Annotated in this window: 13 protein-coding genes; 11 read left to right on the forward strand and 2 right to left on the reverse strand. The window is 47.3% G+C overall.

Going from position 1 to position 13,450, the window contains the following annotated elements; translation table 11 throughout:
• The first annotated feature begins 30 nt into the window (after nt 1-30).
• Entirely contained in the window at nt 31-615 is a 585-nt protein-coding gene (locus tag ACFQ45_RS09470) for a TetR/AcrR family transcriptional regulator (RefSeq protein WP_377367014.1), read from the forward strand.
• A 6-nt stretch (nt 616-621) separates the two neighbouring features.
• Here the strand turns inward: ACFQ45_RS09470 and ACFQ45_RS09475 are convergent, their stop codons facing one another.
• Entirely contained in the window at nt 622-2,364 is a 1,743-nt protein-coding gene (locus ACFQ45_RS09475) for a DEAD/DEAH box helicase (protein WP_377367016.1), read from the reverse strand.
• A gap of 89 nt (nt 2,365-2,453) precedes the next feature.
• Here ACFQ45_RS09475 and ACFQ45_RS09480 point away from each other — a divergent pair, with 89 nt between their 5' ends.
• The 10 genes from ACFQ45_RS09480 (at nt 2,454) to ACFQ45_RS09525 (ending at nt 12,211) form a co-directional block, all read left to right on the forward strand.
• Nucleotides 2,454-3,107: a 2OG-Fe(II) oxygenase gene (locus ACFQ45_RS09480; RefSeq protein ID WP_377367018.1), complete on the forward strand. Its 654-nt coding sequence runs from the start codon at nt 2,454-2,456 to the stop codon at nt 3,105-3,107.
• A 90-nt stretch (nt 3,108-3,197) separates the two neighbouring features.
• Nucleotides 3,198-4,187 carry an oxygen-dependent tRNA uridine(34) hydroxylase TrhO gene (trhO, locus tag ACFQ45_RS09485; protein WP_377367020.1) on the forward strand — a complete coding sequence of 330 codons (990 nt, stop codon included), beginning with the start codon at nt 3,198-3,200 and terminating at the stop codon, nt 4,185-4,187.
• 229 nt (nt 4,188-4,416) lie between these two features.
• Complete coding sequence (dnaX, locus tag ACFQ45_RS09490; protein ID WP_377367022.1) at nt 4,417-6,606, forward strand: DNA polymerase III subunit gamma/tau; 2,190 nt, start codon at nt 4,417-4,419, stop codon at nt 6,604-6,606.
• 19 nt (nt 6,607-6,625) lie between these two features.
• A complete protein-coding gene (locus ACFQ45_RS09495; RefSeq protein WP_377367024.1) occupies nt 6,626-6,952 on the forward strand; it encodes a YbaB/EbfC family nucleoid-associated protein in 327 nt (108 codons plus the stop codon).
• A gap of 10 nt (nt 6,953-6,962) precedes the next feature.
• A complete protein-coding gene (gene recR / locus ACFQ45_RS09500) occupies nt 6,963-7,556 on the forward strand; it encodes a recombination mediator RecR (RefSeq protein ID WP_377367026.1) in 594 nt (197 codons plus the stop codon).
• Between the two features lies 1 nt (nt 7,557).
• Nucleotides 7,558-8,697 (forward strand): ribonuclease D, encoded by a 1,140-nt coding sequence (gene rnd / locus ACFQ45_RS09505; RefSeq protein ID WP_377367028.1) that lies wholly within the window; start codon nt 7,558-7,560, stop codon nt 8,695-8,697.
• A gap of 26 nt (nt 8,698-8,723) precedes the next feature.
• Nucleotides 8,724-9,014 (forward strand): YcgL domain-containing protein, encoded by a 291-nt coding sequence (locus ACFQ45_RS09510; RefSeq protein ID WP_377367030.1) that lies wholly within the window; start codon nt 8,724-8,726, stop codon nt 9,012-9,014.
• A gap of 1 nt (nt 9,015) precedes the next feature.
• Entirely contained in the window at nt 9,016-9,495 is a 480-nt protein-coding gene (locus ACFQ45_RS09515) for a YcgN family cysteine cluster protein (protein WP_377367032.1), read from the forward strand.
• A gap of 57 nt (nt 9,496-9,552) precedes the next feature.
• Nucleotides 9,553-11,427, forward strand: coding sequence for a vWA domain-containing protein (locus ACFQ45_RS09520; protein ID WP_377367034.1), 1,875 nt, complete (start codon nt 9,553-9,555; stop codon nt 11,425-11,427).
• Nucleotides 11,420-12,211 carry a class II glutamine amidotransferase gene (locus ACFQ45_RS09525; protein WP_377367036.1) on the forward strand — a complete coding sequence of 264 codons (792 nt, stop codon included), beginning with the start codon at nt 11,420-11,422 and terminating at the stop codon, nt 12,209-12,211. The genes ACFQ45_RS09520 and ACFQ45_RS09525 overlap by 8 nt, the downstream gene beginning before the upstream one ends.
• An 86-nt stretch (nt 12,212-12,297) precedes the next feature.
• Here ACFQ45_RS09525 and cysK read toward each other — a convergent pair whose 3' ends face one another.
• The gene (gene cysK / locus ACFQ45_RS09530; RefSeq protein ID WP_377367038.1) at nt 12,298-13,263 is read right to left on the reverse strand and encodes a cysteine synthase A; all 966 of its coding nucleotides are present in this window, start codon (nt 13,261-13,263) and stop codon (nt 12,298-12,300) included.
• Nucleotides 13,264-13,450 lie beyond the last annotated feature (187 nt).

Here is a 13,450-nt window from a genome sequence, read left to right on the forward strand (position 1 = left end):
CTTCATAGGTCTTGTCTAGGAGTGGACTCAGTGAACCGTCGAACACAGCAAAAAGCCAGCACCCGTGCAAACATTAAGCGAGTCGCGCGAACGGCCTTTTTGGAGCAAGGGGTGGAAGCGACCACCACTCGTGAAATCAGTCGTTTAGCCAGTGTTGCTGTAGGGACTTTTTTTGTCCACTTTCCCGATAAATTAGATCTGGTCAAAGAGATTTTCTTTGACGAGATGGATGAGGCTCTGAGTGCTGGTATTGGGCAGCAGCAGCCTACGTCTTCCCCCACTGATTACCTGTCTCAAATCGCAGTTACCTTATTTACCTTTTACGGCAAGTATGACGAATTTACCCGATTGATCATGTTGGACAGCGTTTCAACGGGTGGCTTTCATAAACAGCAGATGGCCTCTGTGACAGAGGCATTGTTAAGCCGGTTTGAGGCGGTCAATATAGATCGTGATACGGGGATGATTTTTGCTGAAAACATGGTGGCTAATTTTTGGCTGGTGTTTATGGAGTGCCTGCCCACGGGAAGTTTTGCATCCAAAGCAGCTTTAGAGCGCCTTGATAGGTTGAACTTGCCATTTAAAGTGTCTTATCAAAACGCCGCTCGCAAGTAATGACTCTCACAACTCATTGGCCTTTCTGTAGGGACCTTGATAATCAAAAAGCAGTTGGCTTACTTTCCAATGCTTGTTTTTCTCCTGCTCTGCAATGACAAAATCCGGGGCGGGTAGATAGGGAATAAAAGGCGTTACATCTTCAGCTTTATGAAAGGTCACTTGCTGTGTGCCTTGGGCAAGGCGCCGGGCGAACTCATTATTAAACTGATTGCGGTGCTTTGGGAAATCAAAATTAAAGTGCTGTTTTAATTCTTCTCCATTTTCATCATGGTAGATCACCGTGATTCGGTTTTTTGTTACGTTTACACTGATTGCTTGGCATCTTTGGACCTTGTGGCCTTTTAAATTGAGCGCCTTTTTGAGTATTTCATCTGGGTCAATGAGTCGTTCTGAGCAGTGTTGGCAGTGACGTGCAGCGATGTCGTTTTCTTCATTACAATGGGGGCAGCGCTTGAATACAAAGCGATAGTCACATTGCTCGTCTCCATGCAGTGTTTCGACAACTCCCTGACAACGTCTTCCATAATGTTCAATTAGGCTGCCATCCGCCGCTTTTCGTCCCCAAAAGAGGTTTTGATGCTCGCATTGGGGGCATTCCACTTGGACCAGCTGGCTTTGGTTGTTGGGCTTTTTGCTGCCGATCTCAGGTTGAAAGATGTCGTAACCGCTATTGGTGTAATCCAATACAAGGCAGTCGTTTTTATTGGGGGATAGTCTGAGCCCTCGGCCTACCATTTGTTGGAATAAGCTGATGGATTCCGTTGGGCGCAGCAGGGCGATGACGTCTACATGTGGGGCGTCAAATCCGGTGGTGAGAACGGAAACATTGACCAAGTACTTTGTGGTTTGTTGTTTGAAGCTCTGAATGATTTGGCTGCGTTTTATGCTAGGGGTTTCTGCTGTCACTATGTCAGCTTCATCCTCAGGTAAATAGCCCAATATTTCCTTTGCATGGTCAACGGTGCTGGCAAAAATCATCACCCCTTGGCGCTCTGTGGAGACCTCAATGATCTGCTCACAGATCGCTTGTGTCACCCGTGGATGCTTTTTAACCAGCTCGTTTAGTTGCTGCTCTTGGTGGTCTTCTGAGTCCTCTGCTTGGGATTGAAGGCGATTAAAATCATAGTGTGCAACGGCTGCGTCAAATACTTTGGGCTCCGTTAAGTACCCGGACTTAACGAGTCTGCGTAACGGCAGTTCATAAATGCATTGTTCAAAGAAAGGCTGGTCCACCTCTCGGTAAAAACCCCAATAGTGCTTGTGGTAGATCCAGCCGCTGTCTAAACGATATGGCGTGGCTGTGAGCCCTAGTATTTTAATATGGGGGTTAAGTGCCCTAAAGTGTGCAATGGCCGCATGGTATTGGCCTTGGTCTTCCTTGGGTATTCGATGACATTCGTCGATGATGAGCAAAGACAATGGCTCTGTGTGTTTTTCGAGGGATCGAGCCAAGCTCTGTATGCTGGCGAAGGTGATTTTGCTGGTTAGGTCTTTACGGCCTAAGCCAGCAGAATAAATGCCCGCATCAACACCTAGGGCGGTGAGTTTCTGATGATTTTGTTCAACCAGTTCTTTAACGTGTGTAAGGCAGACGACCTTATGTTTGGCAAGGCGGCACAGCTCGGCGATGACTAGGCTTTTGCCTGCACCGGTGGGCAATACGATCACGGCCGAGTCGTCAGTTTTGCGAAAATGACGCAGTGTGGCGTCTACGGCTTCTTGCTGATAGTCACGTAATTGGTACATTGTTAGGTCATTGTTTGCCAATAAAGGGTGTGCGGCGACGCACGCTACAGTATCATCCAGCGATTTACAATCTAACTAAGGTTCCGTTAATGAGTGCGATCATCCCTTTTACGTCCCAGACACCTTTCGATCAAGTGGTATCGGACATTCTACAAAAAGGGTGGAGCGTCACAGATGGCTTTTTCTCGCCCGCCATGGTGGATGCCTTGATGGCTGATGTATCGGACTTAGATAACACCTATATGCATCGTGCAGGCGTGGGGCGCTCTTCTGATTTTCAAGTGGCCCTTGATCGTCGCCGTGATTACATTCGTTGGATTGACCCGATAAACCCAGCCCGTAGCGCCTTTTTGGATGCAATGGGGGCCCTGCGAATTGAGTTTAATCGTCGCCTTATTTTGGGGCTTTGGGATTATGAGGCGCATTTTGCCCGCTACGAGGAAGGGGCGTTTTATGAAAAGCATTTGGATGCGTTCAAGGGTAAGAGTAACCGTGTGCTGTCTACCGTTCTATATTTGAATGAAGCGTGGCAAGAAAGCGATGGTGGTGAATTGGTGTTATTTGATGAACATGATCATTGTCGTGAGCTGGGGCGCTTTGCTCCTATGAAAGGTCGTTTAGCGGTGTTTTTGAGTGAAGAGTTTCCCCATGAGGTGCTGCCAGCGAAGCGAACTCGACACAGTATTGCTGGCTGGTTTCGGGTTAACAATACTATCCAAAATCAAATTGATCCAAGCCAATAGTATTCGCATTTTTAAGTGGTTTTCACTATAATTCGCGCCCCATTTTTAACGGCTCTGGTTTTACGTTCCAGAAAGCATTAGGAGAAAGACGTGTCAAAAGTTGTTGTGTGTGCCCTGTATAAATTTGTTCAGCTAGATCAATACGAAGCCTTGCGAGAGCCGCTGCGTATTATGCTAGAAGAGAATGGTATTCGTGGAACCTTGTTGCTGGCGAAAGAGGGCATCAATGGTACGGTGGCCGGAAGCCGTGAGGGAATCGATACCATGTTGGCTTGGTTAGCTGAGCAACCTGGTTTGGACAATATTGGTTACAAAGAATCATACGATGACGACATGCCGTTTTACCGCACAAAAGTAAAACTGAAAAAAGAAATCGTCACCATGGGGGTTGAGGGCATAGATCCACGTAAAGTGGTGGGTACCTATGTTAAACCAAAAGACTGGAACGCTTTGATTTCTGATCCGGACGTGGTGTTGGTTGATACACGTAACGACTATGAGTTCCAAATCGGTACCTTTGAAAACGCCGTAAACCCTAAAACCGATACGTTCCGTGAATTTCCTCAGTACGTAAAAGAGAATCTTGATCCTCAAAAGAACAAGAAAGTCGCCATGTTCTGTACGGGGGGGATCCGCTGTGAAAAATCTACAGCTTACCTAAAAGAGCAAGGTTTCGAAGAGGTGTATCACCTTGAAGGGGGTATCCTTAAGTATCTAGAGGAAGTGCCTGAAGAAGAAACCATGTGGAAAGGTGAGTGTTTCGTTTTTGATAATCGCGTGTCCGTAAACCATAAATTGGAAAAGGGCGAATATGACCAGTGTCATGCGTGTCGTATGCCGATTACGGAAGAAGAGAAACAAGACGAGCGCTTTGAGCAGGGCGTAAGCTGTCCACACTGTTTTGATAAGTACACCGATGAGCAGCGTCGTCGTTTTGTAGAGCGTGAGCGTCAGGTGCAGCTAGCGAAAGAGCGTGGTGAAGCCCATATTGGCGCTGAAGTGTTGGATGCCGTTGAGAAACACCGTCGCGAAAAAGAGCTTGAGCGTGAGCGTCAACGTTCTGTCGGCAAAAAAGACTAAATTTACTTAAATGCTTACCAAAAGCCAGCTAAGTGCTGGCTTTTTTGTCTGTGTTTATGGTCTTGGTTAGCAGGCTTGCTAATTGAATCAAATGCCAAAGCTGCGTTTCTTTTCTTGCTCAAAAAGCTTAGAATTCAGTTAATTACGACATAAGATCGTTGTACTTAGGTACGGCGTGAAAATTCAATGCTGCACAAGCGGCTTTCAATCATTCACCAGATCAGACTGCATGAGCTATCAAGTACTCGCAAGAAAATGGCGACCTCAAACCTTCCTTGAAATGGCTGGACAAGACCACGTCTTGCAGGCGCTGGTCAACGCCCTACGTCAACAGCGTTTGCACCATGCCTATTTGTTTACCGGTACCCGAGGGGTAGGTAAGACCACCATTGCTCGTATCTTTGCCAAATGTTTGAACTGTGAGACTAATGGCATCTCCCCTGAGCCTTGCGGCACCTGTGACAGTTGCCGTGAAATAGCGGAAGGGCGATTTGTTGATCTGATTGAAGTGGATGCGGCTTCCCGTACTAAGGTAGAGGATACCCGTGAGCTATTGGAAAACGTTCAATATGCTCCGACTCGAGGCCGTTTCAAGGTCTACCTTATAGACGAAGTGCACATGCTCTCCACGCACTCGTTTAACGCTCTATTGAAAACATTAGAAGAGCCCCCTGAACACGTTAAGTTTTTGTTGGCCACCACAGACCCGCAGAAACTACCTGTCACCATTCTGTCCCGCTGTTTGCAGTTCAATCTAAAGAATATGTCCGCTCAGAGAGTGGTTGACTACCTGCAAACGGTCCTTGGTGCAGAGCAAGTAACCTATGATCAACCCGCCTTGTGGCAAATAGGGCAAGCGGCGAACGGTAGTATGCGTGATGCCCTGAGTTTGACAGACCAAGCGATTGCATTTGGTGACGGTCAAATTTCTGAGTCCAGCGTTACTGCTATGCTAGGGCTGGTGAACCAGAGCCAAATTTTATCTCTACTAGAATCTGTGGCGGCTAAAAATGCTGTTGAGACCTTGGCAAAAGTGGACGCTCTAGCGGATTACCAGCCAGACTTTCACTCTATTTGTGGTGCCTTGCTGGATACTCTGCACCGGGTGGCTGTCGAGCAGCAAGCGCCAGGTGTCTTGGTGGATCAGATAGGTGACTTGGAGCGAGTGAAACAGCTTGCTCAAACCGTCTCAGCAGAAGAAATTCAAGTGATGTACCAGAGCTTGCTGGTAGGGCGTCGTGATTTACCTTTATCACACTCCCCAAAGGCGGGTTTTGAAATGCTGATGTTGCGTTTAATTGCATTCCGTCCTGCAGGTAAAATGACCGTAAGTTATGATGCGCCACCTGCGCCAACGGAAGAAAAAAAAACAGCTGAATCCGTAGTCCCTCAAGGGAAAGAAACCTCTGAGACACCCTATGGTGCCGAAGACGTTGGGGAAGCTCAACCGACGGCAGAATCATTCCAGGCTGAATCATTCACTCCAGAACCCCCTTTGGCAGAAAAACCTGAACTGGTGGCTAGCCCAGAGCCAACGGCTGTTTTGGAGCAAGAGCCTGAGCTTGCTCAGCCTGTTGCTAGTGTGTCTGAACCACTGCCGGAAAGCGAACGACCACCATGGGAAGACGCGCCAGCTGCACCTGATTTCCATGAAGAAGCATTAGTAGAGAGTGTTGTCGAACCAGCGGTTGCTGAGCCAGAATCCGTATCTGAGCCTGAGCCTGAGCCTGAGTCACCGGCGCCTGTTTCTGATAGAGCTCCAGGGATTGACCCAAGTGAACGCTTGTCGCAAATGTTGTCCCAAGACAATGGTTCTGATGACGAAGAGTCTGATGAAGAAGCAGAAGAAAGGGCTATTGCTGAGACGGAAGATCCTTTTAGTACTGCTGCGCATCTGGTTGAGGCTGTGGTGGATGATGAGCCTGAAGAGGTGGATGAGTCCAGCTTATCCATGGCCGCTCGGACGGTGGCTGATACAGTGACTCAGCCAGCGCTAGGGATGCCCCTGCCAGATATTGCTCACTTTAAAGATATGACGATGAATCTTTGGTGGTTAGTGGCTCCAAGGTTGAAATTAACCGGATTGGTCCAAAATATTGCTATGAACTCGTCGTTGGTTGATGCCTCCGAGCATGGTATTAAGTTGCAGGTGCCACTGGAATACGGGCACATGCTCAACCAAACGCGATATGAACAAATTCAGTCACAGTTGTCAGAGTTCTTTTCAACTACTGTGCCCTTGATCATAGATACGGTGGCGGAAGTAGATGGTGTCACAGCGGAAGAGTTTGCGGCCAGCAAACGTGCTGAGGCACTTCAGTCCGCCATTGACCATTTAAACGCACATCCAGTGGTGAAGGCATTAGCCGAGTCATTGGGTGGGCAAGTGTTATACGATACTGTAAAAGTTAAAGCTTAAACCTTTATTGGAGAAGATTATGTTAAAAGGTGGAATGGGTAACATGATGCGCCAAGCGCAGAAAATGCAAGAAAACATGCAAAAAGCCCAAGAAGAAATCGCCAATATGGAAGTGGAAGGTCAAGCGGGTGCTGGTCTTGTGAAAATCACCATGACCGGGCGTCATGATGTGAAGCGTGTCTCTATCGATGACTCTTTATTTGAAGACGATAAAGAAATGCTAGAAGACTTGATCGCAGCGGCAATGAATGATGCGGTCCGTAATATTGAGGCGACTTCAAAAGACAAAATGTCTGAGGCAACTGCGGGTATGCCGATTCCTCCTGGTTTCAAAATGCCATTCTAGGAGTTGACGTTTGTTCAGCCCATTGATTAAAGAACTGATCGAATCCCTACGCTGTTTGCCCGGTGTAGGGCCTAAGTCTGCCCAGAAAATGGCGCTCTATTTATTAGAGCGTGATTCTCAAGGGGCGGATCGTTTGGCCGAAGCATTACGTCATGCTCTGGATAAAGTTGGCCGTTGTAGCCAATGTCGAACCTTGACTGAAGATACCCTCTGCCATATTTGTGCAGACGAGGGGCGTAACAATAAACGACTGTGTATTGTGGAAACCCCTGCGGACGTTATTGCTATCGAAAGCACGAAACAATTTGATGGTCTTTACTTTGTGCTCATGGGGCACTTATCTCCTATTGATGGTATTGGTCCGGATGAACTGGGGCTAGATCGCCTAGACGCCTTGAGTGACCATCAAGGTGTTGAGGAGGTTATCATTGCCACCAACAGTACTGTTGAAGGTGAAGCCACCTGTCACTATATTGCCCAGATTTTGAAACCGAAAGGTATTGATGTCAGTCGTATTGCCCAAGGTGTCCCTATGGGGGGCGAGCTCGAATACGTCGATGGCAATACTTTGGCGCTCGCGCTTGAAGGCCGCAAAAAACTCTAACATGGATAAACAAATGGAAACCCCTGAGATTATTTGGGTCGAAACCGATAGTGCGTTGCAAGAGTGGTGTGCGTACTGGCAAACCCTGCCATTTATCGCGGTAGACACAGAATTTGTTCGACGTACCACTTTTTACCCAGTAACCGGGTTGATTCAGATCTCTGAAGGGCAGAAAGCCGTCCTGATTGATCCGCAAACCATTTCTGATTGGTCGCCATTGCGTGATCTATTGGTCAATGAAGACGTCATGAAGGTGTTCCATGCGTGCTCAGAAGACCTTGATGTGTTCGATAATTTGCTTGGCGTGCTTCCTACACCCTTTTATGACACACAAATAGGTGAAGCCTTTGCTAGTGGGCAGTGGTCTGTCAGCTATGTGAAGTTAGTAAAAGCCTATTTAGATATCGATGTGGCGAAAGATGAAACCCGTTCAGACTGGACACTGCGCCCGTTAACCGAAGCGCAAAAGCGTTATGCAGCGTTAGATGTTACGTTTCTGGCTCAGATTTATCCGATGCAAAAGCAGGCCCTATCTGAAAAGGGGATGTTAGACTGGGTGATGGAAGATGCGGAGAGCTTAAAGTGGCAGTATCGCCAAAATAATGACCCTGAACAAAACTGGGAAGGGATTAAGGCTGCTTGGCGTTTAAGCCCTAAGAGCCTAACCTTATTGCGACTGTTATTTTTATGGCGTGATGAGCGTGCCCGTGCAGATAACATCCCTAAAGGGCAAGTGCTAAAAGACCGTACCCTTTGGGCCATCGCCAAGTTTATGCCGGAAAACACCAAGGCTGTGGGGAAGATGGAAGATATTTCTCCCAAGCAAGTGCGTCTATACTCCGATACTGTGATTGAGAAGGTCGAGATCGTCAATCAGCTCAGTGCCGATGAATATCAAAACCCATTGCCAGCGCCTCTTCCTTCTGATGCAGGAGACTTGTCTAAGGCAATGCGTGGATACCTTAAAACACTCGCGCAAGAGTTAGATGTGGCCCCAGAAGTTGTCTTGAAACGACGACTATTGGACCCACTTATGCGCCATATTTATGAAGGTTCTCCAATGGACTGGTCTAATCCAGCTTTTAATGGCTGGCGTAAAGACAAGGTTGTTGCGCCCCTATTGGCTCAGTTTGCGAACTGAGATCTTTTACTATTGAGTAATACCTTATGAGTCAAATGATTATCCAAATTTTTCGGTCATCTAAAAAAGATGAGATGTACCTTTATGTGGAAAAGCAAAAAGGGGTAAAGGACGTACCTGAAGCTCTAATGGAGCGCTTTGGTAAGGCGGTTCCTGTGATGACTATGTTGCTTACGCCCGAAAAGAAGCTGGCACGTGCGAATGCCAAAGATATTATGGACGCCATCCAAGAGAAGGGCTTTTATTTACAGATGCCGCCAGCTCGTGAGGAGTACCTGCTAGATATCTACAAAGCACCTACGGAAGCCCGTTACTAATATGATCGCGAAACGTTATGAGCCGTTTTGGAAGACCACGCCCATGGCTGAGATGTCCCAGTCAGAATGGGAGTCTCTTTGTGATGGCTGCGGTAAGTGTTGTCTGCAAAAACTGGAAGACGAAGACACTAACGAAATCTTCTACACTAATCTTTCATGTCATCAGCTAGATATTGGCGCATGTCGTTGTAAAGTGTACGAACAGCGCCTTGAAAAAGTCGCTGGTTGCTTGTCCTTGAAGCCGGAAGACGTGCCAGAATTCGATTGGCTGCCGGATACTTGCAGTTATCGACTGCTGCATTTGACTGGAGATTTGCCCAATTGGCATCCCCTAGTAGTGGGCAGTGATCGTGAGATGCAGCGTCAGGGTCTCAATGTCAGTCACTACGCTGTTAACGAAAACACCGTTGACGATGAGGACTGGCAAGAACATATTATCAAGTGGGTGCATGGGATGCCCGAAAAATACGAGCCATATTAGTGCCTGTTCTATATCAAACCGGCGCGTAACCTTTATAAAGTCGTTAGGGAGCCAAACGTGGTAATCAGAAAAAGTATCGTATCGTACATTGTCTTATTGCTGCTGTTAATGGCGCCCCTAGCGAAAGCGGATACCCAATTTCGCCTGATTGTTGATGCGTCAGGTAGCATGTTAATCAGTGATCCTGACAAACTTACTGCTGAATCCCTCAAACTCATTTCTGATCTAGCTCCGGAAGAAAGTGCGTCACTAGGCGTTTGGCTATTTGGTGAGCGGCCACGAGTATTGTTTCCAGAGGCGATGGTTAACCCAAGCACTAAAGCTGACCTTCAAGAAGCAATAAATAGCTATGTGCCGGGGGATTTGAAAACCGATTTAGAATCTATCGTTCGATTGCTGTCCCAAACACCAGACCTTCCCCAGTTGCAAGGTGATATTAATCGCCACTGGATCCTTGTAACCGATGGTATGGTTGATATCAGCTTGGATGAGGCCGTTAATGAGGCTTCCCGTGAACGCATTACCAGTGAGTTGGCCGCAGGGCTGGCTGAGAAAGGTGTCCATCTGCATACGGTGTCCATGACAGGCTATACCGACAAGGAATTATTGCAGTCCGTTTCAAACCTAACGGATGCTACCCATACAGAAGTCGCTACCCCCGAAGACCTACTGGATACCTTTGATCGTATCTTCTCTCAAGCGTCACCATCGGAAGAAGTGCCCTTTGAAGGCAATCAATTCTTCATTGATGATGCCATTGAAGAGGCCACTTTACTGGTCTTCCACCAAGAGGGAGTTTCTCCCGTCATTCGTCAACCAGGCGGCACTTTGTTACCTATGTCGGCGGCCAATGTTTCATCTGTTGAAGATACTCACTATACCCTAGTCACTGTTACCAAGCCTAAAGTGGGTACTTGGGAAGTAGAAAACGTAGACTTAGAACGAAGCAATGTGCGCGTCATCACAAAGTTGAGTGCCCAAGCGACGAAGGTTGCCCCAGTGTTGTTTGTCAATGAACCCATTTATTCCACGGTGGGGCTGTTTCAAGACGGGCAATTGATTGATGACCAAGAGTTTCTTAACTTAGTTGACGTGACTCAACGACTGCAATTACTCAGTGGCGAGACAGAAAAGCAAATCCTAAACACCGCTCTACCGATTGCGAATAATCAATTCAAAAACAAAGTAGAGCAGCTCACCAGCGAAGGCAACTACGAGCTCATCTCAGAGGTAGATGGAAAGACCTTTGTACGTAAATTAAGTCAGTACTTTGCCGTGACAGCCCCTATTAGTGTTGAGGTGGAGCGTCAGAGTGACAATTTGGTTTTGTTTTCTGCGAAGCCTACCAATATGCGCCTGAACCCATTACGCAGTAATGCTCGACTTGTGCTGAGCTTTAGTGATGGGTCAGAAGAGACAGTTGAAATGCCGCTAATCGGAGAAGGTTATTGGCAGAAGATTTACCCTGTGCCTCCTAGTAATGTGGTGTCTGCCTATGTTCGTTTAGTAGGGATTACTCGTACCGGTGTTAGATTTGACTATGAGTCGGAAAATTGGACTCTGAGTCGTCAAGGGGCAGAGCCTGTTTCAGTTAGTCGAGGTAATGCTGACAACAGTCCTGAACTCGCTGCTGTGGCGGCTGTTAATCGTGATTTGATGCCGGTTGTTGTGACGCCACAGTTCTCTGTGGTTGAACCAGATCAAATCGAAGAGCCCGCTCCAGCAGATGAAGAGGTGGCGCAAGAGGCGCCAGAGCTTACCCCTGAGGAAGAGTTGGCCGCAGAGAATGAAGCGATTCTAAATAAGCAGGATTGGATTTTATACGGCGTTTTAAATGGCGCTGTCATATTAGTGTTAGTGGGAGGCTATCTAGTTTTCCGCCGTATCCGTAATAAGCGTAAACAGCAGGCAATAGACGAAATCGATGTGTGAGTTATTAGGCATGAGTGCCAATGTCCCTACGGACATATGTTTTAGTTTTTCTGGCCTGAGGGCGCGTGGTGGTCGAACAGGGCCCCACAAAGATGGCTGGGGGATGGCCATGTATCGGGACGACAGTGTTTGGTCGATCCATGATCCTCGTCCTAGTTCTGACTCGGATATGGCAGAAGTCATGAGTAATACTTCTTTGAAGTGTCATATTGTGATCAGTCATATTCGACAAGCGAATGTGGGTCATGTGTGCTTACCCAACACTCATCCATTTAGCCGTTTACTATGGGATAAAACCTGGACCTATGCGCACAATGGCCAATTGGACACACCCCAAGACCTAGCAATATTGAGCCATTACCCCCTTGGTACAACGGATTCGGAGCGTGCTTTCTGTTGGATAGTAGAGCAGTTGCTGGCGAAATTTGGCGATACTATGCCAAAGGTCGAGGACCTAACGAACACCTTATCCGAGCTCTGTGACCGTTTACGGGAAAAGGGCGTCTTTAATATGATGTTGTCCAATGGGCAATATTTATTTTGCTACTGCACTACTAAGCTTCACTGGATCACTCGTCGTGCTCCCTTTAAACCTGCCACATTGGCCGATGAAGACATTACGGTGGACTTTAAGGAAGTGACCACGGACAAAGATGTGGTGACTGTAATAGCGACGCAACCATTGACCCATGATGAAACTTGGCAGCAGATGCATGCAGGTGAGCTGTGTGTGTTTGAGGCAGGAGAGTTGATTCAGCAAATCAAGCCAAGCCCTGATAGTTAATAGAAAAATTACCAAGCTAAAAAAGCCGACTCTGGGAATCGGCTTTTTATATGGAAAGTAAGCTTGAGCAGAGTGTAGAGTGTTAATTACTGAACCAGCTCGTTGTCACTGAATTCCCCTTCGAATAGGGCGGTAGACAGGTAACGCTCCCCAGAATCAGGTAGCACGACCACAATCTTTTTGTCAGCAAAATCTGCTTCTTGGCTTAAGCGCTCTGCGGCAACCACAGCGGCACCACATGAGATACCACAAAGAATACCTTCTTCACGCATTAGGCGTTTTGCCATGGCAATGGCATCTTCGTTGCTAACTTGTTCCACTCGGTCAACCACTGATAAATCCAGGTTGCCAGGCACAAAGCCAGCACCAATACCCTGAATTTTATGAGGCGCTGGTGTCGGTGTTTCGCCATTAATAGTTTGTGTGATCACAGGGGAAGCGGTTGGCTCCACGGCTACGCTGGTAATGGCTTTGCCTTGGGTGTTTTTAATGTAACGGCTAACACCTGTGATGGTGCCACCTGTGCCCACCCCAGCAACGAATGCATCAATTTCGCCGTCCGTGTCTTTCCAGATTTCTGGGCCAGTGGTTTGCTCATGAATTTCTGGGTTAGCTGGGTTTTCAAACTGTTGCAGCAAGACAAAGTTTGGATCTTCGGCAATTTCTTTGGCTTTCTCGATGGCGCCTTTCATTCCTTTTGCAGGCTCAGTCAAAACAATGTTTGCCCCAAGCGCTTTCATGACTTGGCGACGCTCAAGACTCATACTTGAAGGCATGGTGATTGTGATTGGGTAGCCACGGGCTGCCGCCACAAAACATAGGGCAATCCCTGTATTACCGCTAGAAGGCTCGACTATGGATTTGCCTTCGCTGAGGACGCCACGTTTTTCCGCATCCCAAACCATGTTGGCACCGATACGACATTTAACTGAGAAAGCAGGGTTGCGTGCTTCTACTTTTGCCCAGATGTTGCCATTACCAATTCTGTTTAGGCGAACCAACGGTGTGTTACCGATGGTCAATGAGTTGTCGTTGTATACTTTCTCAGACATTACACATCCTTCCTGTTTATGTATGAACGGTTGCCCTAGATTAGGGATTTTCAAACCACTATAAACCGATGTAAGGGCAAGGGGTAAGAATTTCAAACTATAAGGTTAGATGAATCGATAGGAATTGGGATAATCCTATACACACTCACGGATGTCTCCATTTTGATGGTAGAATAATTAAATAAAT

Source organism: Rhodanobacter aciditrophus (genome assembly GCF_042679525.1).
Lineage (GTDB): Bacteria > Pseudomonadota > Gammaproteobacteria > Pseudomonadales > Marinomonadaceae > Marinomonas > Marinomonas aciditrophus.

Excerpts from the sequence above, each read along its gene's own strand:
- ACFQ45_RS09475 (WP_377367016.1), bottom strand. The coding sequence starts at position 2,364 with ATGTACCAATTACGTGACTATCAGCAAGAAGCCGTAGACGCCACACTG.
- ACFQ45_RS09480 (WP_377367018.1), top strand. The coding sequence starts at position 2,454 with ATGAGTGCGATCATCCCTTTTACGTCCCAGACACCTTTCGATCAAGTG.
- dnaX (WP_377367022.1), top strand. The coding sequence starts at position 4,417 with ATGAGCTATCAAGTACTCGCAAGAAAATGGCGACCTCAAACCTTCCTT.
- ACFQ45_RS09495 (WP_377367024.1), top strand. The coding sequence starts at position 6,626 with ATGTTAAAAGGTGGAATGGGTAACATGATGCGCCAAGCGCAGAAAATG.
- rnd (WP_377367028.1), top strand. The coding sequence starts at position 7,558 with ATGGATAAACAAATGGAAACCCCTGAGATTATTTGGGTCGAAACCGAT.
- ACFQ45_RS09510 (WP_377367030.1), top strand. The coding sequence starts at position 8,724 with ATGAGTCAAATGATTATCCAAATTTTTCGGTCATCTAAAAAAGATGAG.
- ACFQ45_RS09515 (WP_377367032.1), top strand. The coding sequence starts at position 9,016 with ATGATCGCGAAACGTTATGAGCCGTTTTGGAAGACCACGCCCATGGCT.
- ACFQ45_RS09525 (WP_377367036.1), top strand. The coding sequence starts at position 11,420 with ATGTGTGAGTTATTAGGCATGAGTGCCAATGTCCCTACGGACATATGT.
- cysK (WP_377367038.1), bottom strand. The coding sequence starts at position 13,263 with ATGTCTGAGAAAGTATACAACGACAACTCATTGACCATCGGTAACACA.